This window comes from Micromonospora sp. HNM0581, from assembly GCF_012726175.1.
Lineage (GTDB): Bacteria > Actinomycetota > Actinomycetes > Mycobacteriales > Micromonosporaceae > Micromonospora.
Map to the genome: position 1 here is coordinate 199,437 of NZ_JAASAD010000007.1, position 18,733 is coordinate 218,169.

The window sequence follows — 18,733 nt, forward strand, 5'->3', positions numbered from 1 at the left end:
CGGTGACGTCCCGGCCGGCGGTGGACGGGCGCGACGGGATGGGTCCACCGGCCAACCTGGTGTCCCCGGGGCCAACCGAAACACCTATCGGCAATTGTGGATGCGTCCTGTTACGTGAAACAGGCACATGTCAATACCGGAAGGGTCATACCTGTGGGCCTGTGGAAGTCACCGACCGGTGGCCGTACGCGAGTGGGGCCCGGCGCGGTGTCCCACCACGCCGGGCCCCACTCGGCCGGAGATTCCCGCCCCAGGCTCAGCTGTCGCCACCGGTCTCGCCGACCGGTGCGGCGTTGACGTCGTCGATCGCGTACTTCTTGGCCGCCTCGGCCGGCACGTGGGCCGGCACCGCACCACGCAGCGCGAGCAGCCGCAGCGTCGCCACGGCCACCGACTCGGCGTCGACGTTGAAGTGCCGCCGCAGCGCGTGGCGGGTGTCGGAGAGCCCGAACCCGTCGGTGCCGAGCGACGTCCAGTCCCCCGGCACCCACCGGGAGATCAGGTCCGGGACCGCACGCATCCAGTCGCTGACCGCGACCTTCGGGCCGTCGGCGTCGGCGAGCTTGCGCTGGACGTACGGCACCCGCTGCTCGGCGCCGGGGTGCAGGAGGTTGTACTCCTCGCATTCCACGGCGTCGCGGCGCAGCTCCGTCCACGAGGTGACCGACCAGACGTCGGCGGCCACCCCCCAGTCCTGTGCCAGCAACTGCTGCGCCTTAATCGCCCACTGCATGCCGGTGCCGGAGGCCAACAGATTCGCCCGGGGGGCGTCGCCGTCGAGCGACGGGGCGGCTGAGTAGCGGTGAATGCCCTTGACGATGCCCTCGACGTCCACCCCCTCCGGCTCCGCCGGCTGGTGGATCGGCTCGTTGTAGACGGTCAGGTAGTAGAAGATGTTTTCCTGCTCCGCGCCGTACATGCGGTGCAGGCCGCTCTCCATGATGTGCGCGATCTCGAACGCGAACGCCGGATCGTACGCGACCACCGCCGGGTTGGTGGCGGCCAGCAGCAGGGAGTGCCCGTCCTCGTGCTGGAGCCCCTCACCGTTGAGCGTGGTGCGGCCGGCGGTGGCGCCGAGCACGAAGCCCCGGGCCATCTGGTCGGCTGCCGCCCAGAAGCCGTCACCGGTGCGCTGGAACCCGAACATCGAGTAGAAAATGTACATCGGGATCATCGGCTCGTCGTGGGTGGCGTACGAGGTGCCCGCCGCCGTGAACGAGGCGACCGACCCGGCCTCGTTGATCCCCTCGTGCAGGATCTGGCCGGCGGTGGCCTCCTTGTACGACAGGAACAGCTCCCGGTCCACCGAGGTGTACCGCTGCCCGTGCGGCGAGTAGATCTTGGCGGTCGGGAAGATGGAGTCCAGGCCGAAGGTCCGGGCCTCGTCCGGGATGATCGGCACCCAGCGCCTGCCGAACTCCTTGTCCTTCATCAGGTCCTTGAGCAACCGGACGAAGGCCATCGTGGTGGCCACCTTCTGCTTGCCCGAACCGCGCTTGACGTCGGCGAACCGCTCCGCGCCGGGGATGCCCAGCGCCTTGGCGCCGGTCCGCCGGGTCGGCAGGTAGCCGCCGAGCTGCCGGCGCCGCTCGTGCAGGTACTGCATCTCGTCGGACTTCTCGTCCGGTCGCAGGTACGGCGGCAGGTAGGGGTTCTCCTCCAGCGCCGAGTCGGGGATGTCGAGGTAGAGCCGGTCGCGGAAGGCCTTCAGGTCCTCCAGCGTCAACTTCTTCATCTGGTGCGTGGCGTTGCGGCCCTCGAAGTGTGAACCGAGCGTCCAGCCCTTGATCGTCTTGGCCAGGATCACCGTCGGCTGACCGGTGTGCTCGGTCGCCGCCTTGTAGGCCGCGTACAGCTTGCGGTAGTCGTGCCCGCCCCGCTTGAGGTTCCAGATCTCGTCGTCGGTCAGCCCGTCGACCATCTTGCGGGTACGCGGGTCACGGCCGAAGAAGTGCTCCCGGACGTACGCCCCGGACTCCGCCTTGTAGGTCTGGTAGTCGCCGTCGGGCGTGGTGTTCATCAGGTTGACGAGTGCGCCGTCGGTGTCGGCGGCGAGCAGCGGGTCCCACTCGCGTCCCCAGACCACCTTGATGACGTTCCATCCGGCACCCCGGAAGAACGCCTCCAGTTCCTGCATCACCTTGCCGTTGCCGCGTACCGGCCCGTCCAGCCGTTGCAGGTTGCAGTTGATCACGAAGGTGAGGTTGTCCAGTTCCTCCCGGGCAGCCACCCCGATCGCGCCGAGGGTCTCCGGCTCGTCCATCTCGCCGTCGCCCAAGAAGGCCCAGACATGCTGGTCGGAGGTGTCCTTGATGCCCCGGTGGTGCAGGTAGCGGTTGAACCGGGCCTGGTAGATGGCGTTCAGCCCGCCCAGACCCATCGAGACCGTCGGGAACTCCCAGAAGTCCGGCATCAGCCGCGGGTGCGGGTACGACGGTAGGCCGCCGCCCGGATGCGACAGCTCCTGCCGGAAACCGTCGAGCTGGTTCTCGCCGAGCCGGCCTTCCAGGAACGCCCGAGCGTACATGCCGGGAGAAGCGTGACCCTGGTAGAAGATGTGGTCGCCGCCACCCGGATGGTTCTTGCCCCGGAAGAAGTGGTTGAAGCCGACCTCGTAGAGCGAGGCGGAACTGGCGTAGGTCGAGATGTGCCCACCGACGCCGATCTCCGGCCGCTGCGCGCGGTGCACGAGCATCGCCGCGTTCCACCGCACGTACGCCCGGATCCGGCGCTCGACGTGCTCGTCGCCGGGGAACCACGGTTCACGCTCCGGCGCGATGGTGTTGATGTAGTCGGTGGTGGTCAGCGACGGCACCCCGACCTGGCGCTCCCGGGCGCGTTCCAGCAGCCGCAGCATGACGTAGCGGGCTCGCTTGGTGCCACGGTCGTCGATGACACCGTCGAGCGACTCGACCCACTCGCTCGTCTCGTCGGGGTCGATGTCCGGAAGCTGGCTCGGCAGTCCGGCCGTGATCACCGGGCGCTTGCGTTCCGTAGCCACAGGCGTTCCCTCGGTTGTGTGTGGGACAGGTCTCTAGCGCCATCCTGCCCCGTCGTGGCACTCGCCGTCACGTCCACCCGGCCGAAGGGCGACGCGCGACACACGTACCAACCAGTAACTATGTCGGTGGATGGCGGACGCGACGGGCCCTGCCGGGTACGGAAGAATGCGGGTGTGCGCAGTGAGCTGATCACCGTCCGGACCGGGACCCGGCCGACCGTCCGGGACATCACCGCCGCGGCCGAGGAGTTCGTCGCCGACACCGGCGACGGGCTGCTGCATGTCTTCGTCCCACACGCCACCGCCGGTGTGGCCATCATCGAGACCGGTTCGGGCTCGGACGACGACCTGATCGCCGCCCTGGCGGCGGTGCTGCCTACCGACGACCGGTGGCGGCACCGGCACGGCTCACCGGGACACGGCCGTGATCACGTACTGCCCGCCTTCGTCGCCCCGTACGCGACGCTGCCGGTGCTCGGCGGGCGGCTGGCTCTGGGTACCTGGCAGTCGATCTGCCTGGTCGACACCAACGGTGACAACCCCACCCGGCAGGTCCGCTTCTCCTTCCTGCCCGGCTGACCTGCCACGTCGCCGGTAACGCGCGACCGGCGGCGCTCTGCGCGGTGCGGGGCCCGACGTCGACGTCCGACCGGCCGACCGTGAGACGCCCTCGACTGTGCGAGGCGTGCCCCGGTCGGTAATGCTGTCGGACGTGACCACCCCGCAGGATCTCGACGACCGGTTCCGGGAATCCCTGGCTGCCCTCGCCACCCCGCCACACCGTGCCGACCCGACGCGACCCGTGGCCGACGGCAGCGCACTCACCGGAGCCCAGCTGCTCGACCTTTTCGACGCCCAGGTCACCAGCCGGCAACTCGACCTCGCCGGCCGCTGGCTGCGCAGCTTCGGCGAGGGCTACTACACCATCGGCTCCGCCGGCCACGAGGGCAACGCCGCCGTCGCGGCAGCTCTGCGGCCCACGGACCCGGCGCTGCTGCACTACCGATCCGGCGCCTTCTACTGCGTCCGTGCCGCCCAGGCGGCAGGTGCCGTGGGCTGCGCCGGATCCGTCGATCCCGACCCCGGCGAGCAGCCCTCGCTCCCGCATCCGCCGGACACCACCGCACGAGGGGTCACCCCCGGTGCGTCGGACGAGCCGGTGAACGTTCCGGTCACGGCGGGAACGGATAATGCGGCAGCCACTGCCGGAAACCGGACGGCAACCGTGCCCGTCACCGAACCCCGGCCGGGCGCCGCGACCGCGCCGACCGCCACCCCCGACGACGACGCCACCCCCGACGACGACGCCACCCCCGACGACGACGCCACCCCCGACGACGACGCCGGCCCCGACGACGCCGTCGCGGCCGACGGCGTCCGGATGACGGTGTTCCAGCGGCGGGCGGCCCGGGCGTACGCCGAGGCGGCCCGGGACGTCCTGCGCGGCATGGTCGCCTCCCGCCAGGAGCCGATCGCCGGTGGCCGGCACAAGGTGTTCGGCCGTGCCGACCTGGCGGTGGTCCCGACGACCTCGACCATCGCCTCACACCTGCCCCGTGCCGTCGGAATGGGTCTCGCGGTGGAGCGGCTGCGTCGGCTGGACTCCCGAGGAGAGACGAACCAGCCCGACGCGGAACCCGAACCGGCGCACTGGACGGCCGACGCCATCGTGGTCTGCTCCTTCGGCGACGCCTCGATCAACCACGCCAGCGCCACGGCCGCGTTCAACACCGCCGGTTGGTACGACCACACCGGCCTGCGCATCCCGGTGCTCTTCGTCTGCGAGGACAACGGGCTGGGCATCAGTGTCCGGTCGCCGCAGGGCTGGGTGGCGACGGCGCTGCGGTCCAAGCCCGGCATCCGGTACTTCGCCGCCGACGGTGCCGACCTGGTCGGCACGTACGAGGTGGCGGCCGAGGCGACGAACTGGGTACGCCGGCACCGCCGCCCGGCGGTGCTGCACCTGAGCACGGTCCGGCTCATGGGTCACGCCGGCGCGGACGCCGAGAGCGCGTACCGGCCCGCCGCGGACATCGCCGCCGACCTGGCCGGTGACCCCGTGGTCGCCACCGCACGACAGCTGGTCGAAGCAGGTCTGGCCAGCGGTGCCGAACTACTGGACCGCTACGACGAGATCGGGTGGCAGGTCCGTCGGATCGCCGAGGAGGTGCTCGACGAGCCGAAGCTGGAAGGTGCCGCCGAGGTGATCGCCCCGCTGGCACCGCGTCGACCGGCCCGGGTCGCCCGGACGGTCGCCGACGCCGGGGCCCGCGCCGCCGGCCCGGACGCCGGGGCACGGGCCGAGGCGTTCGGTGGCAAACCGCCGGAACTGTCCGGCCCGCTCACCCTCGCGCAGAGCATCAACGCAGCGCTCACCGACGGCCTGCTCAGTCATCCGCAGATGGCGGTCTTCGGTGAGGACGTCGCCGCCAAGGGCGGGGTCTACGGGGTGACCAAGGGGCTGCGTGACCGGTTCGGTGCCGCCCGGGTGTTCGACACGTTGCTCGACGAGACCTCGATCCTCGGACTCGGCCTCGGCGCGGGCCTGGCCGGCATGTTGCCGGTGCCGGAGATCCAGTACCTGGCGTACCTGCACAACGCCGAGGACCAGCTGCGGGGTGAAGCCGCGACCATGGGGTTCTTCTCGCAGGGGGCGTGGCGTAACCCGATGGTGGTACGGGTGGCCGGGCTGGCGTACCAGGAGGGCTTCGGCGGACACTTCCACAACGACAACTCGGTGGCCGTACTGCGGGACGTGCCGGGCCTGGTGATAGCCGTGCCGGCCCGGCCCGACGACGCGGCGGCGATGCTGCGGACCTGCCTGGCGAGCGCGGCGGTGGACGGCAGCGTCTGCGTGTTCCTGGAGCCGATCGCGCTCTACCACACCCGCGATCTCTACACCGACGGTGACGGTGAGTGGATGGCCGGTTACCCCGAGCCGGGCGGCTGGGCCGGCGGTCACGCCCCGATCGGGCGAGCCCGCGTGTACGGGGTCGGCTCGGCGGAGGACGTCACCATCGTCACCTTCGGTAACGGCGTACGGATGTCGCTGCGGGCCGCCTCGGCCCTCGCGGACGAGGGGATCGGTGTCCGGGTCGTCGATCTGCGCTGGCTCGCGCCGCTGCCGGTGACCGATCTCATCCGGGAGGCCGCCGCCACCGGGAGGGTGCTCGTGGTGGACGAGACACGCCGGTCAGGTGGGGTGGCTGAGGGGGTCATCGCCGCGCTGGTGGACGCCGGATATGTCGGATCGGCCAGACGGGTGGCGGCCGTCGACTCCTTCGTGCCCCTGGGACCGGCCGCCCGACAGGTCCTGGTGTCCGAGGAAGCCATCACCCAGGGTGCCCGTACGCTGCTGGCACGGTAAATTTCGTTCCACCCGGTGCGCCACTTGCGCGAAAGGGCACAACTGTGTGGACTTTCCCTGACGGCGTCGAGCAGACGCCGGCACGGACGAGATGAGGAGGCACGCGACAGTGAGCGCGACCGCTGGTCAGGCTGCCGACGGGGTACGCAGCTTGGCGGACCGGTTCGGCATCGAGCCGGGGATGGTCGTCATGGAGATGGGCTACGACGACGACGTCGACTCCGATCTCCGCGACGCCCTGACCGACCGTTGTGGAGATCTGGTCGACGAGGACACCGACGAGGTGGTCGACGCGGTGCTCGTCTGGTACCGGGACGGCGATGGTGATCTCTTCGAGCTGCTCGTCGACGCCCTCGGCCCGCTGGCCGACAACGGGGTCGTGTGGCTGCTGACGCCCAAGGCCGGCCGCGAGGGCCACGTCGAGCCGAGCGACATCGCCGAGTCGGCCCCCACCGCCGGCCTTCAGCAGACCTCCACGCTCAACGCCGGCAAGGACTGGAGCGGTGCCCGCCTCGTGCTGCGTCGCGGTGCCAAGGGGAAGAAGTAGCCCGACCCACGACGGGCGACCGAGTCCGTCCCCGAACCGATCCGAGGAGCTGGCATGCCCGTCGAGGTTGGCGCCGAGGCGCCCGACTTCGTGTTGAAGGACCAGAACAATCAGGAGGTACGACTCGCCGACTTCCGGGGCCGGCGCACCGTCCTGCTGGTCTTCTACCCGCTGGCGTTCACCGGGGTGTGCCAGGGTGAGCTGACGGAGGTGCGGGACAACCTCGACGAGTACGTCAACGACGAGGTCCAGGTGCTGACCGTCAGCGTCGACTCGGTCTACGCCCACAAGATCTGGGCGGAGCGGGAGGGCTACCAGTTCCCACTGCTGTCCGACTTCTGGCCACACGGCGCCGTAGCCCAGGCGTACGGCGTCTTCAACGACGTCGCCGGCATCGCCAACCGGGGCACTTTCGTCATCGACCGGGCCGGAACGGTCCGCTTCGCCGAGGTGAACATGCCCGGTGAGGCCCGGGATCAGCAGAGCTGGCGCAAGGCGTTGGCCGAAACCGTGGCCTGACCCGATCCGTCGGGCGCGAGGCGTCCGTTCGGGCCGGCGGGCGGCAGGGTAAGCTTGCCAACCGCCGGCCCGCCGTACGGCGTCCGGGCGCGTAGCTCAGTGGGAGAGCACTCGCCTTACAAGCGAGGGGTCGCAGGTTCGAAACCTGCCGCGCCCACCATCCATCACCAGCAAGAACCGCCCCGAGAAGATCGCTTCCCGGGGCGGTGACAGCAACGGTGACAGCAACAGGGGCTATGAGAGCCGCCCGTCGAGCTTGCCGAGCGCCTGCCGCATCACGTCAAGGTTCGCGTGGGAGTACACCTTCAGGGTGATCTTCACATCGGCGTGACGAGCGATCGCCTGGACGACATGCGGCGGGACGCCCAGCTCCATCAGCAGTGACACCACCGTGTGTCGAAGATCGTGCAGCCGGACATCAGGGCAGCCGGCTTTCTCCCGTAGCCCGGCGAAGTGACGGTTGAGGTTGCGCGGCTCCATCGGGGTGCCGACCTCGGAAGGGAAGACCAAGCCGTGTTCCTGCCAGACCTCGGCCAACCCCTTCCGTTCCCGATCCTGGCGCTCCTGGTGGTCGAGCAGCGCCAACCAGGTCCAGTCGGGCAGAGGAAGGACACTGTCCGAGTCCTCCGTCTTGGTGTCTTGCAGGTGTAGCTTCCCGCCGGCCCGCTGCACGGTCTGACCGATGGCGGCCGTGCCGGTGTCGAGGTCGAGGTCCGACCAGCGCAGGCCGAGGAGTTCACCGCGCCGGAGTCCGAGCGTGGCGGCGACGACGTAGAGCGCGTGAAGGCGGTGGCCCTCCGCAGCCGCCAGCAGCTTGCGGACCTGGTCGACGGAGAGCCCTTTGCCGACCCGGTAACGCGGAGACGGCACCCGGACCAGCTTGGCGACGTTCCGCGACACGAGTTCCTCCCGCATCGCGTGCTGAAGGGCGTTGCGGAGCACCGCATGTACGAACTGGATCTGCCGGGCGCTCGGGTAGCGCTGGCAACACATGCCGACCGAGCAGCACTGCCGGGCAGCTCGACGGCTCTTGTCGAGTCCGGCCGTGCAGCAGAGGCACTTGCGGCGGAAGTCGTCCATGAACGCCTTGACGTGCTGAACCTGTAACCCGTCGAGGCGCTTGGTGCCGAGGGCCGGGATCAGGTGCAGCCGGACGGCGCTTTCGTAGCCACGTGCGGTGGTGGGCTTGAGGTCGGTGACGTACGCGGCGAGCCAGTAGGGCAGATAGTCGGAGATCTTCCAGGCCCGGTCGGGCACGGGTATGCCGCGCTGGGATTTGGACTTGAGCTCGATGAGCTTGGCGTGTGCCTCCTCCCAGGTGGCTCCGTAGACGAACTTGCGTTTGCGCGTGCCGTCGGTGGTGAGGACGTAAGCCTGTCCGACCCAGCGGCCGTCACTGGCGCGCTGGTAGATGGAGCCCTCACCGTTCGGATTGCGGCGAGGGTTGGACTGGCGGGGTCTGGGCATCAGGCTGCTTCTTCCGTAAGGGTGGTGATCACTTCGTCGATGGCGGCGGCGGGGATGAGGCGGCGGCTTCCGACCTTGAAGGAGCGGAGCCGGCCGGAGCGGATCAGGTCGTAGACGAGTGAGCGCCCGATGCCGAGCGCGCGAGCGGCTTCCTCGACGCGCAGCACGCGAGGAGTGATCGGAGAGGGGTTGTTCAACGGGTGGCCTTCCTCGTGTGACGGGACGGGCGTCAGGCAGCGGGCGCGATGCCGGCCGGGGTGGAGCCGAGTTCGTGGGCCAGTTCCTCGCGGCCGGCGGCTTGTCGTTTGCGGGCCATGGCGGCGGCGGTGTTGGCGAGGAGGGCGTCTCCGGTGGTGTGCCAGCCGGCTCCGGCGAAGGTAAGGGTGCCGACGATCATGGTGGTGTCGTCGTCGACGAGTTGGCCGCCGGCGGGCGGGTGCGCGTGGTCCTGGTCCTCGTGCTGCCGGTAGGCACGGCGGGTGTCGCGCAGGAGTTGGAAGGTGACGGAGTAGCGGCGGGCTTTGGTGAGGAAGTGGCCACCGAAGCCGAGCATGTGGGCCCAGCGGCGCAGCCGGGCGTACGGGTTGGTGGCCTTCGGCTTGGTGGCGGTTTCGGTGTCAAGGGCGGCTTGACGCTGGGCGACGCAGACGGGGCAGGCGGCGTAGCGGGTGTGGGTGCCGCAGTCGGGGCATTCCCAGCGTGGAACGTAGCCGGGGCGGGGCCGTGGGTCGCGGGGCCGCTGGGACAGGGGCACGGGGGTGCCGGTGGGTCGGCCGATGCGCCAGCAGGCGTCGATGAGGCGGGCGGTGTGGTCGCCGTCGGGGTCGGCGTGGTCGCCGATGGTGTCGGCGGTGAGCCTGACGGAGCGGTGCCCGGTTACCTCGGTGCTCTTGGTGGCGTACTTGGCAAGGTAGCCGGCGACCATGCTGTCGGTGACCTCACCTTGGCCGGTGAGGCTGATGGGTCGGATGTCGAGCTGCTGGCCCCAGGCGATGTGCCAGCCGTGGGGCTGGTCGGGGTGGCCGGGGGTGTTGAACGCGACCTGTGCGGCGGCGTGCCGGAGCGCGTCGACGAGGTCGGTGACGGTGAAGCCGGCGGGTGGTGGGACGACGGCGTCGGGGTCGTCGGGGTCGACGCCGTCCAGGCGTACGAGGGCGTGGAAGTGAACTGCTCCGCGTGCTTGGAACTCGGCGGCTTTGCCGTGGGAGAGCCGTACGGGTGGCACGGTGCGGGTGCGCCCGGCGGCGGTGACGATCTCGACGCGGGGGATGCCGCGGCGGCGGGCGAGCTTCGCCAGGTGCCGTTCCGCGGCCTGCTTGGTGCGGTGCCACAGTTCCCCGGAGTAGAGGTTCCAGACGACCTGGTGGTCGTGGTCGTAGCAGTCCAGGCACAGGGGCTGGCCGAGTGCGGCGTCGGCGGGTTCGTGTCGGGCCCAGCAGACGGCGGGGCGGCCGTGGGGGCAGCGGCCGGCGGTGGGGTCATCGGCGCGGCGGGCGTGGCAGGGGTCGGGTCGGCAGTCGCAGCGTTTGCGGTCCCGGCAGGTGTGCTCGCGGACGATACGGGTGTGGACCGGCCCGAACGACGGCGCGGTGAAGGTGGGGAACACCGCCGGGTGCGCGGTGACGGTGTCGGGGACGCCCTTGCCGCCGACGAGACCGGCACGTAGGAGTTGGTAGGCGTCGCGTTGGTAGGTGTGGGCGCAGGAGGGGCAGACGGTGGCCCGCCGGTTGCCGCAGGCGGTGTAGATGGCGGCGTCGGGCATGGCGTCGGTGTGTCGCTGCTCGACGACGCGGCCGGTGGCCTGGTCGACGGTGAGGAGCTGGCCGGCGAGGCGGATGGGGCGGGTGCAGCCGGCGGCGGCGCGGACGTGTTCGATCCAGCCGAAGTAGTCGGGGCGGGTGGCGCGTTCGAAGGCGGAGCCGGCGGCGGTGTAGGCGTAGACGGGTGGGGTGGTGTCGGCGTTCGAGCCCACCCCCCGGGCCGAAGCACGGGGGGTGAGGTCCAGCGTCGAGGCCATCAACCGGCCACCCCGAGGGGGTGGTGGTTGGTGATGGTGCGTTCGGTGACGACGACCCGGCAGGCGCCGCACTGGCGCTTCGTGGGTTCGTGCCGGTGGCAGGGGATCTGGACGGTCTGTCCGCCGCAGCGGATGGTGACCGGTGCCCGGCAGGGACCGCCGGGGATGACGTCGACGAGCGTGCGACGGGTGTCGTACGGGTGCCCGTCCGGGTGGTTGGGGCAGGTGTGCCAGGTCTGGTCGAGGTCGACGATGACGATGGTCATCGGGCACCACCGCCGAGGGTGGTCAGGAGGTGCCCGGCGACGGCCGGGGTGATGTCGAGGCGGTCGGCCAGTTCGGCCGGGGTGATGGGTCGGCCGGTGGCCTGTTCGTGCTGCACGGCGGAGAACCGGGCCATGGGCAGCAGGTGGGTAGGGATGTCGACCGGCTCCGGGGCCGGGGCGGGGACGGGTTCCGGCTCAACCGCGACGGTGGCGGGTTCCGGCGTGACGGTGGCCGGGGTGGTGGCCGGTTCGGGTGCCGGGATGGGGCCGGGTGCGGTGATGGCGGCCGGTGGTGCCGGCTCAGTGGTGGCCGGTTCGGTGGCTTGGACGCGGATGGGTTCGGTCGGTTTGACGGCCGGTGTGGTGTCGTCGGAGGCGGCGGGGGCCGGGGCGAGGACGAGTTTGACCAGGGCCATGAAGGCCAGTGCCGGTACGGCGGAGAGGAGCCAGCCGGAGATGCCGGGCTTGGCGACGGCGAGTTGCGCGGCGAGGGAGAGGCCGGCGGCGGCGATGAGGAGGAACAGCGGGTAGCCGATGGGAGCGCCGATGCGGCGGCGACGTCGGATGGTCAGGAGGCAGGCGATGGGGACGAGTTCGGAGATGACGGCGTTGGCCCAGCCGAACCATGCGCCCGTGCCGGCCGGGGAGTTGTCGAGGGTCCAGTCTTTGACGTGGGTGAAGGAGGCGGCTCCGGCGAAGCCGGCGACGGTCAGCAGGATGAGGACCAGGACGACACCCTCAACGCGAGGGGCGGTGGACTGGCGCTTCATCGGACACCACCCATGTAGGCCATGGCGATGCCGATGAGCAGGATGACAGCGAAGGTGATCAGGACAGCCATCAGTGGCCTCCGTGGCAGTCGAGGCAGCAGCCGTAGCGGCGGGGGATGTAGTAGGGCTTGACCTGGTCGCAGTAGCGGCAGGTGCGGCGGGCGCGTAGGGCCTTGGCGATGGCCTCCCGCTGGGCGGGCGTGGCGATCCGCTTGGGCTTGGCCCAGTCGAGGCGGTAGAGGTAGGCGACGCGCTTGCCGCGACGCCAGAGGATCTGCGCGACGGGGTCGTGTCCGCCGGGACGGAGGCCGGCGGCGCGGAGTTGGCGCAGGGTGGCCAGGCCCTCGGGGACCATGCGGTAGGGGAAGGTGGGGAACCCGTAGCGGGTGCCGAGCGGGTCGTAGAAGCGGACCCGCAGCCCGATGTGGTCGGCGAAGTCGGTCATGACCGGTCGCCCCAGCGCTGCTGGGCGGCCTGGCGGGAGATGCCGAGCCGGGAGCCGATCTCGGCCCAGGAGTAGCCGAAGGCCCGCAGGCCGACGACAGCGGCGGTGATGGCGTCGTCGATGGCGGTGGACAGGGCGACGAGGTCGCGGAGTGCTTCGACGTCTCCGGTGGCGACGCGACGGCCGTGGGCGCGGATGATGCGCCGGGCGAACGCGGCGAACTCGGTGTTCTCGACGACATCGCGTCGCTTCTGAACCGGGATGCGGGGTGTCAAGGTGTGCTTGACGGTGTTCATCGGTTCTCGCCTCCCTCGGTGTGGAGGCGGTCCCACTCGTCGGCGGCGTCCTCAAGGGCGGTGACGACCTCATCGGCGGTGCGAGCCGGGTCGTCGTTCCACGAGTACGGCGAGGTGTGCTCGTCGATCAGGTAGCCGTCCTCGTCGATGAGGAACAGCGGGTACGCGGTGTCGAGGTGGTCGACGAACGCGGCGAGGGTGGCGAGGTAGTCGGCGAGGGTGCCGGGGTCGAGCTGGGAGAAGTGCTCGACGGTGTGGCCGGCGCAGGCGATGCCGATGGCCCCGGCGGCGCAGGCCGGCGGGGTGAGGGTGTCGGTGGGGGCGTAGTAGGTGCCCTGGTGCCAGCCGTGCCGGCGCAGGTAGAGGGCAGCGCAACGGAGCAGGTCAGCAGGGATGACCGTTCCGGTGGTGGACGGTTGGTGAGTAGCCTTCATGGCAGCCACGTCCTTTCAGTAGGGCTGGTGAAGGTCGGCAGGACCGGCATTTGCTGCCAGGCGTCGTCCGGTCCTGTCGGCCGTGCTACGGGGTACGAAGCCGCAGGTGGCGGCGGAATCGGGTGGGGTCGTCGGGTAGCGGTACGGGTACCGAGGCGAAGACGAGGAGCCCACGTTCGGTGGCCAGCTCCATGAGCGTGGTGATTTCCTCGGGCGTACCGATGACGTGCCGGTCGACGTACCGGGTGGCCGGTCGCGGGTGGCGGCGGGTGCGGATCAGACTGCGCAGGCTCATGCGGCGATCTCCCAATCCAGTCGAGAGCCGGTCGGTGCGGATAAGCGGGACGGGCGACGGGTCCAGGCGGCGTAGTCGGCGATGCCGGCGATCTGGCTGTCGGTGAGGTAGGCGACCTTGATGCGGCGGGGGATGCCGCCTTCGGCGATGAGGTAGGCCGCGCCCTGGTTGGTGGGGGCGATGTCGGTGGCGGAGTAGCCCTGCTCGGCGCAGCCGTGACCAAGCACGATGTTCGAGCTGTTGGGGGTGGTGCAGCGGAACGCGGCGCGGTAGCCGAACAGGTCCCGCAGGCTGGTGGGGATGATGTCGAACGAGGGCCGCTGGGTGGCGGCGACGACGGGGATGCCGGCGGCCCGGCCACGGGCGACCAGGTCGCGCAGGAGGGCGACGAACTCTTCCTGTTCCTGCTTGCCGCCGATGGTGGCGGAGTAGAAGGCGATTTCATCGACGAGGACGGTGATGACGGAGAGGCCGTCGAGGGCGGTGACCTTGCGGCGGCCGTGGGCGCGCAGCCAGGCGTACCGGTTGTTCATCACCTGCTGAAGGCGTCGCAGGACGTCGAGAGCGGCGGTGATGTCGGGGCCGATGAAGGCGTCGGCGCAGTCTTCCCACTGGCCGAGTTCGACGAGCTTGCCGTCGAGCAGCACGAGGCGGCAGTCCGCCGAGAGAGCGGCATGGGCCGCGATGGTGTTGAGCAGGCCGGACTTGCCTCCGCCGGGTTCACCGCCAGCGAGGAGGTTGCGGTAGGCCAGGGTGATGTAGACGGGCTGACCGAACTCGTCGATGCCGAGGAAGATGGGGTCGAACATCGACAGGCCAGGCCCCACCGGAATGCCGGCGGTCGGGGCGGTTGCCGTGGTCATGGGTGCCCTCCTTGGGCGTTGGTGGGCGCGGGAAGCCACACGAAGGAGCCCGTAGGGCTCCCCGCGTCCTGGTTGGGTTGGGTGCGGGATCAGATCCAGTCGGAGACGTCGTCGGCGTCGGTCGACTGGGCGGCGGTCGGCTTACTGCCGTTGGCCGACGTGGTGGCCGGCTTCTTGGGCTGCTGGACGGGCAGGGTGACCGTGGGTGCCTGGACGTCGGGCAGGTCCAGGGCGGTGGGGACGACCGGCGTCGGCCGGTCGGTGGCCGGGATGTCGGAGGTGACGACGTCGGCCAGGGGAGAGGTGACGGTGGCCGTGAGCACCTCGCGGCGCTTGATGTCGAACCGCAGGTACGCGGCGTTGCCGTCGGAGGCCCGCTCGACCAGGACGGACGAGGCGTGGCAGGTGACGGCGATCTTGTCGAGGCGGCCTTCCAGGTCCGCCAGGGACAGGCCGGGCCGCAGGTAGACCCAGACCCGTTCGCCGACCGGGGTCGGCTTGGCCCACAGGATCAGCGGGAGGGAACCGGACTGGTTGGCGACGATGAACTGCGCGAAGCAGACGCGCAGCCGGTGGCGCACGATCAGGCACCACACCCAGGCGACGACCTGGCGGCGGACAGCGGGGATGGCGGCCGGAACGCCGAGGACGATGGCGACGACGGCCAGGGTGACGATGGTCGGGGTGTGGTTGGCGAGCTGCACCCAGGCGGTGAGTGACAGGACGGTCAGGACGATTTCGGGGGTCCACCACCACAGGAGCCGCAGCACAGGCCAGATGCGGACCAGGAGCCAGGCCAGCGCGCCGCACGGGACGCCGATGGCCGCGCCGATGAACAGCGCGATGATCGGGTGCACGTAGGAGGTGGCCACCACAGTGGCGAGAACGCCGATGACGACCGCAGAGAGGATGAACGCCATTCGGGCGTTCCGGGCCGAGGACCGGTGGACCTTGGCCTCAATGACCGTCACCGTTCCGGTTGACTTCCGCCCGAACGAGCGGCGAGGGCTAGACTTGGACACGACACGTCCTCCCAAGCGATTGGGTTGGATGGGTTGGAGAGCACGGGGTCGGCAGGTGTAGGAGCCAGTACCGGCCCCGCGCTCGATTTCCAGATCAGGCGTACGAGGATGGGATAACTACTCCTCGTCGGCCAGGGGCGAGAAGCCCAACACGGTGACCTGCTTGCGGCCCCAGCCGCGAATGAGATCGGTCAGCGTCTCGATGTCGTCGTAGCCCCGGATCGGGCTGGCAGGCTGGTACTCGAAGTACTCGACCTGGACACCATCAGCGGTGGTGTGGAAGAAGGTGACGTAGTAACGCATGACAACCACTCCTCAGGGATTGAGGCGAACGGGTTGGAAAGGCAGGCGGGGACGGCAGGTGTAGGAGCCAGTACCGACCCCGCGCCATATCGAGAGGGCAACCACGGGTTGCCAGGGCCGGGAGAGTAGGAGCCAGAAACGCTCCCGGACCGAAGGGCGGATCAGATCAGCGGACCATCAGGCCGCTCCGTGCATCAGACACCAGAGGCTCACACAGCGCGGTGAGCGAAGTACCTACTTTGCCGCCGAGTTACCAGCCTTCGGCTTCAGCGAGATGGCGCGGAACGCGACGCCGTTACGCCCGTTGGTCGCCCACGGAATGGCCTCCAACTGCTCGACAGCGACGAGCTGTCCCACCGTCACGCCCGGCTTCTCCCCCGCCGTGGTGATGGTGATGATCTCGCCGCCGGTCTCGTCGAGTACGAAGACCTGGGTGGACCACATGAGCCGGCCAGTGTTCTTCTCCGACCGCTGGTTGCCGTTCTGGTCGTTCTTCGGCTCGGGGTCCTTCGTCACCTGGACCTGCTTGCTCTGGGTGTCCACGTACAGCTTCACTTTCAGACCTCCTGTGTCTCGGGCCAGAGATTGAGCAAGTCCCCGGTGGACTGTCGCTCGTGGCCTCTGCCGACAAGACTCCCGGAAAGTGGGGGACAGCCCATCCGATGGGCTGGACGACTAGGGACGTCTCGGTTATTGTTGATGCGTCCCTAGTCGTCCCCTGTGGGAGGTCCCAAATGCCGAACGACCGGCTACGCGAAGCCATCCTGCGCAAGGGCCTGACCTCGGTCATGGTCGCCGAGAAGATCGGGGTGGACCCGAAGACGGTCGAACGGTGGATCACCCAGGACCGGACGCCCTACCCCCGGCACCGGCAGGCCATCGCGGCGATGGTGCGGGAGGACGTGCCGTACCTGTGGCCGAACGCCGTGACCCCGGAGAAGGCGTCGAGAATCGGGCAGAGCGAAATGGTGAAGCTCTACTCGCGGCGCTCATCCGTGCCGTACGACGTCTGGCGTCGACTGATCGAGCGGGCAGAGGAACGAATTGACGTGCTCGCCTACGCCGGCCTTTTCCTGGTGGAGCAGGACCCGAGGCTCATCGAAATCCTGCGTCAAAAGGGCATTGACGGTGTAGCGGTGACGATCCTGCTCGGTGACCCGACCAGCGCCGCGATCGAGCGTAGGAGCGTCGAGGAGGGTGCGCCCGGCGTGATGGCCGCGAAGATTCGCCAGGTGCAGCAGTACTACAAGCACCTTGACGGTGCGCCCGGCGTCAAGGTGCTCTACCACGACACGACCCTGTACAACTCGATTTACCGGTTCGATGACGACATGTTGGTCAACATGCACGTTCTCGGGTTCCCGGCGCCACACGCGCCCGTGATGCACCTACGGCGGATCAACGGCGGTGACCTGTTCAGCACCTACGCCGACAGCTTCGACCGGGTTCTGTCCGCCTCGAAGGGCCAGCCCGGCGACGAGGTGGCAGCCTAGGGGCATGGCGAGAACCGAGCACTACCACGACCCGAACGCGCCGAAGGCCAACAGCATCGTCGTGGCCGTCTCCGTCTTCGTTCAAGACGAGCAGGACCGAGTCTTGCTCATCCAGCGCACCGACAACGGCCTGTGGTCCCTGCCCGGCGGCGGCCAGGAGATCGGCGAGACCGTCGCAGAGACAGCGATCCGGGAGACCCACGAGGAGACCGGCGTGAGGGTCGACGTCACCGGGTTAATTGGGGTCTACTCCGACCCTGGCCACGTCATCGCGTACACCGATGGCGAGGTACGGCAGCAGTTCTCGCTGTGCTTCCGCGCCGTACCGGTCAGCGGCAGGCCGACCCCGAGCGACGAGTCACGCGAAGTCCGGTGGGTGGCCCGCGACGAGCTGGGCGCGCTCGACGTCCACCCGTCGACCCTGCTCCGCATCACCCACGGGTACGAGGAACGGTCTGAGCCCTACATTGGCTGACGAACGCTGCCAGCGAGCCGGCCCTGAGTCCGCCGCACGGCGGCGACCATCTCCGGTTCCGCCCGGCAGATGAACCGGGTCACCAGGTGCTCTGGCCCGTACCGCGACCGGATCTCCGCCAACCGCTCCAACACCTCGAAGTCCTGACCGTCCGGCCCGGTCGTCATGTCCGAAAAGCAGAGCGCGTCAGTCACCGCGGTTTCCTCCCGAGGGAACTCGGCGGCCAGGACCTCACCGAGCCCGCGCTCTTCGGCTTCCAGCCACGCGCACGAGTGGTGAGCCACCAGGGCGGAGATCCGCTCATCGAACCGCTCACGGCGCAGCCAACGGCCACCGTCGAGGGAGTGGAAGCCGGTGTCGACCAGATCAGGGCTGTAGCCCACGTCATGCAGCCACGCCGAGGCCACGAGCACCGCACGATCCTCGACCGGAACCGCCCCGCTGATCCTGTCCGCCTTGGCGGCCACCGCCTGGACGTGACTCCACCGACGAGGCAACGGAGTCTCCAACAGATGACGCGCAACTTCCCGGGCGGTATCGACGAGGACGGCCATGACCTCAGCGTACGGAGAGCACCCAGCCCACACCATCCCGTGTTCGCTCTGCCGACGACCGGAGCCGACCACCGTCGCAGGCCACTTGGCTGACACGTGTCGCACATCAGCCGACGGAGGACAGCCGGCTGCCGGCCAAGTGGTTCAAACTTTCTGTACGTCTTCAAGGCGGCCCTGAACGGGCCGCACGCGCCGCCGCCTGGGCGCGCGTCCGTCGCTGCGCTGGCGCTCCGACTCCGGCCACGCAACACGCCCGGCGGCTGGCGCGGAGAGCGGGTAGCCCGGTGGGCCGCCGCATGACTACAGGCTGCTTCTGGTGGGTGGTGGGCCGGCAGCCGGCCGGGCCGCGCGGCGAGCACCGCGCGGCGTAGGGGAGCGCACGCTAGGTCCGTCGGCGGCCGGCGGGCGGGTAGCGGGGTTGCGGTTACTGCGCCTCCGGCGGGGGCGCTCCGGTTCCAGGATGGCCGGGGGTCCGTCGGCGGCTCGCGGTCCGTGGGTGGTTGCGGTGGGAGCCATCCCGCCTGCCGTCGACCCGGGCGAGCCGAGCAGACCACCGCCCGACCCGCCAGCGTCCGTACGAGCCGTCAAGGCCGTCTTGA

The 18,733-nt window shown here is 69.8% G+C and carries 20 protein-coding genes, 1 tRNA gene and 2 pseudogenes; 8 read left to right on the forward strand and 15 right to left on the reverse strand.

Annotation, left to right across the window (positions count from 1 at the left end):
- Positions 1-256 precede the first annotated feature (256 nt).
- On the reverse strand, positions 257-3,001 hold the full coding sequence (aceE, locus tag HCA58_RS11940; RefSeq protein WP_169597849.1) for a pyruvate dehydrogenase (acetyl-transferring), homodimeric type: 2,745 nt from the start codon (positions 2,999-3,001) through the stop codon (positions 257-259).
- A 174-nt stretch (positions 3,002-3,175) separates the two neighbouring features.
- On the opposite strand from aceE, the gene HCA58_RS11945 reads away from it, so the two are divergent.
- The 6 genes and pseudogenes from HCA58_RS11945 (at position 3,176) to HCA58_RS11965 (ending at position 7,594) form a co-directional block, all read left to right on the forward strand.
- Complete coding sequence (locus HCA58_RS11945) at positions 3,176-3,580, forward strand: YjbQ family protein (protein ID WP_169597850.1); 405 nt, start codon at positions 3,176-3,178, stop codon at positions 3,578-3,580.
- 121 nt (positions 3,581-3,701) lie between these two features.
- Positions 3,702-4,040, forward strand: a pseudogene (locus tag HCA58_RS24045) (transketolase); the annotation flags it as partial.
- A 375-nt stretch (positions 4,041-4,415) separates the two neighbouring features.
- A pseudogene (locus HCA58_RS11950) lies at positions 4,416-6,368 on the forward strand (thiamine pyrophosphate-dependent enzyme); the annotation flags it as partial.
- A 109-nt stretch (positions 6,369-6,477) separates the two neighbouring features.
- Complete coding sequence (locus tag HCA58_RS11955; RefSeq protein ID WP_169597851.1) at positions 6,478-6,915, forward strand: DUF3052 domain-containing protein; 438 nt, start codon at positions 6,478-6,480, stop codon at positions 6,913-6,915.
- A 54-nt stretch (positions 6,916-6,969) separates the two neighbouring features.
- On the forward strand, positions 6,970-7,434 hold the full coding sequence (locus HCA58_RS11960; protein ID WP_169597852.1) for a peroxiredoxin: 465 nt from the start codon (positions 6,970-6,972) through the stop codon (positions 7,432-7,434).
- 85 nt (positions 7,435-7,519) lie between these two features.
- Positions 7,520-7,594: transfer RNA gene (locus tag HCA58_RS11965), tRNA-Val, on the forward strand.
- 74 nt (positions 7,595-7,668) lie between these two features.
- On the opposite strand, the gene HCA58_RS11970 is transcribed toward HCA58_RS11965, so the two are convergent.
- From HCA58_RS11970 to HCA58_RS12030, 13 genes are all read right to left on the reverse strand, one after another.
- Positions 7,669-8,901: a site-specific integrase gene (locus tag HCA58_RS11970; protein ID WP_169597853.1), complete on the reverse strand. Its 1,233-nt coding sequence runs from the start codon at positions 8,899-8,901 to the stop codon at positions 7,669-7,671.
- On the reverse strand, positions 8,901-9,068 hold the full coding sequence (locus HCA58_RS11975) for a helix-turn-helix domain-containing protein (protein ID WP_225853851.1): 168 nt from the start codon (positions 9,066-9,068) through the stop codon (positions 8,901-8,903). The genes HCA58_RS11970 and HCA58_RS11975 overlap by 1 nt, the downstream gene beginning before the upstream one ends.
- 62 nt (positions 9,069-9,130) lie before the next feature.
- Positions 9,131-10,918 (reverse strand): replication initiator, encoded by a 1,788-nt coding sequence (locus HCA58_RS11980; protein WP_169597855.1) that lies wholly within the window; start codon positions 10,916-10,918, stop codon positions 9,131-9,133.
- Positions 10,918-11,184 (reverse strand): hypothetical protein, encoded by a 267-nt coding sequence (locus tag HCA58_RS11985; RefSeq protein WP_169597856.1) that lies wholly within the window; start codon positions 11,182-11,184, stop codon positions 10,918-10,920. Before HCA58_RS11985 ends, HCA58_RS11980 begins: the two co-directional genes overlap by 1 nt.
- The gene (locus tag HCA58_RS11990) at positions 11,181-11,954 is read right to left on the reverse strand and encodes a hypothetical protein (RefSeq protein ID WP_169597857.1); all 774 of its coding nucleotides are present in this window, start codon (positions 11,952-11,954) and stop codon (positions 11,181-11,183) included. The genes HCA58_RS11985 and HCA58_RS11990 overlap by 4 nt, the downstream gene beginning before the upstream one ends.
- Before the next feature lie 70 nt (positions 11,955-12,024).
- On the reverse strand, positions 12,025-12,399 hold the full coding sequence (locus tag HCA58_RS11995) for an RRQRL motif-containing zinc-binding protein (RefSeq protein ID WP_169597858.1): 375 nt from the start codon (positions 12,397-12,399) through the stop codon (positions 12,025-12,027).
- Complete coding sequence (locus HCA58_RS12000) at positions 12,396-12,695, reverse strand: hypothetical protein (RefSeq protein WP_169597859.1); 300 nt, start codon at positions 12,693-12,695, stop codon at positions 12,396-12,398. Before HCA58_RS12000 ends, HCA58_RS11995 begins: the two co-directional genes overlap by 4 nt.
- The gene (locus HCA58_RS12005) at positions 12,692-13,129 is read right to left on the reverse strand and encodes a hypothetical protein (protein ID WP_169597860.1); all 438 of its coding nucleotides are present in this window, start codon (positions 13,127-13,129) and stop codon (positions 12,692-12,694) included. The genes HCA58_RS12000 and HCA58_RS12005 overlap by 4 nt, the downstream gene beginning before the upstream one ends.
- Positions 13,130-13,214: 85 nt before the next feature.
- Positions 13,215-13,424, reverse strand: coding sequence for a hypothetical protein (locus HCA58_RS12010; RefSeq protein ID WP_169597861.1), 210 nt, complete (start codon positions 13,422-13,424; stop codon positions 13,215-13,217).
- Positions 13,421-14,287, reverse strand: a complete 867-nt coding sequence (locus tag HCA58_RS12015) for an FtsK/SpoIIIE domain-containing protein (RefSeq protein ID WP_169597862.1) — start codon at positions 14,285-14,287, stop codon at positions 13,421-13,423. Before HCA58_RS12015 ends, HCA58_RS12010 begins: the two co-directional genes overlap by 4 nt.
- Before the next feature lie 89 nt (positions 14,288-14,376).
- A complete protein-coding gene (locus HCA58_RS12020) occupies positions 14,377-15,258 on the reverse strand; it encodes a hypothetical protein (protein WP_169597863.1) in 882 nt (293 codons plus the stop codon).
- A gap of 168 nt (positions 15,259-15,426) precedes the next feature.
- Positions 15,427-15,612: a hypothetical protein gene (locus HCA58_RS12025; RefSeq protein ID WP_169597864.1), complete on the reverse strand. Its 186-nt coding sequence runs from the start codon at positions 15,610-15,612 to the stop codon at positions 15,427-15,429.
- A gap of 234 nt (positions 15,613-15,846) precedes the next feature.
- On the reverse strand, positions 15,847-16,167 hold the full coding sequence (locus HCA58_RS12030) for a hypothetical protein (RefSeq protein ID WP_089021118.1): 321 nt from the start codon (positions 16,165-16,167) through the stop codon (positions 15,847-15,849).
- Between the two features lie 179 nt (positions 16,168-16,346).
- Between HCA58_RS12030 and HCA58_RS12035 the strand changes: the two genes are divergently transcribed.
- Both HCA58_RS12035 and HCA58_RS12040 read left to right on the forward strand, forming a co-directional pair.
- Positions 16,347-17,105, forward strand: a complete 759-nt coding sequence (locus HCA58_RS12035; RefSeq protein WP_169597865.1) for an XRE family transcriptional regulator — start codon at positions 16,347-16,349, stop codon at positions 17,103-17,105.
- Positions 17,106-17,109: 4 nt separating this feature from the next.
- Entirely contained in the window at positions 17,110-17,580 is a 471-nt protein-coding gene (locus tag HCA58_RS12040; RefSeq protein WP_169597866.1) for an NUDIX domain-containing protein, read from the forward strand.
- Here HCA58_RS12040 and HCA58_RS12045 read toward each other — a convergent pair.
- Entirely contained in the window at positions 17,568-18,134 is a 567-nt protein-coding gene (locus HCA58_RS12045) for an HD domain-containing protein (protein WP_169597867.1), read from the reverse strand. The genes HCA58_RS12040 and HCA58_RS12045 overlap by 13 nt on opposite strands.
- Positions 18,135-18,733 lie beyond the last annotated feature (599 nt).

What these genes read in the sequence shown, in the direction of transcription:
- HCA58_RS11980 (WP_169597855.1), bottom strand. Translation starts at nt 10,918, where the DNA reads ATGGCCTCGACGCTGGACCTCACCCCCCGTGCTTCGGCCCGGGGGGTG.
- HCA58_RS11960 (WP_169597852.1), top strand. Translation starts at nt 6,970, where the DNA reads ATGCCCGTCGAGGTTGGCGCCGAGGCGCCCGACTTCGTGTTGAAGGAC.
- HCA58_RS11990 (WP_169597857.1), bottom strand. Translation starts at nt 11,954, where the DNA reads ATGAAGCGCCAGTCCACCGCCCCTCGCGTTGAGGGTGTCGTCCTGGTC.
- HCA58_RS12015 (WP_169597862.1), bottom strand. Translation starts at nt 14,287, where the DNA reads ATGACCACGGCAACCGCCCCGACCGCCGGCATTCCGGTGGGGCCTGGC.
- HCA58_RS12000 (WP_169597859.1), bottom strand. Translation starts at nt 12,695, where the DNA reads ATGAACACCGTCAAGCACACCTTGACACCCCGCATCCCGGTTCAGAAG.
- HCA58_RS11995 (WP_169597858.1), bottom strand. Translation starts at nt 12,399, where the DNA reads ATGACCGACTTCGCCGACCACATCGGGCTGCGGGTCCGCTTCTACGAC.
- HCA58_RS12045 (WP_169597867.1), bottom strand. Translation starts at nt 18,134, where the DNA reads ATGGCCGTCCTCGTCGATACCGCCCGGGAAGTTGCGCGTCATCTGTTG.
- HCA58_RS12035 (WP_169597865.1), top strand. Translation starts at nt 16,347, where the DNA reads ATGCCGAACGACCGGCTACGCGAAGCCATCCTGCGCAAGGGCCTGACC.
- HCA58_RS12010 (WP_169597861.1), bottom strand. Translation starts at nt 13,424, where the DNA reads ATGAGCCTGCGCAGTCTGATCCGCACCCGCCGCCACCCGCGACCGGCC.
- HCA58_RS12040 (WP_169597866.1), top strand. Translation starts at nt 17,110, where the DNA reads ATGGCGAGAACCGAGCACTACCACGACCCGAACGCGCCGAAGGCCAAC.
- HCA58_RS12025 (WP_169597864.1), bottom strand. Translation starts at nt 15,612, where the DNA reads ATGCGTTACTACGTCACCTTCTTCCACACCACCGCTGATGGTGTCCAG.
- HCA58_RS11985 (WP_169597856.1), bottom strand. Translation starts at nt 11,184, where the DNA reads ATGACCATCGTCATCGTCGACCTCGACCAGACCTGGCACACCTGCCCC.
- HCA58_RS11970 (WP_169597853.1), bottom strand. Translation starts at nt 8,901, where the DNA reads ATGCCCAGACCCCGCCAGTCCAACCCTCGCCGCAATCCGAACGGTGAG.
- HCA58_RS12005 (WP_169597860.1), bottom strand. Translation starts at nt 13,129, where the DNA reads ATGAAGGCTACTCACCAACCGTCCACCACCGGAACGGTCATCCCTGCT.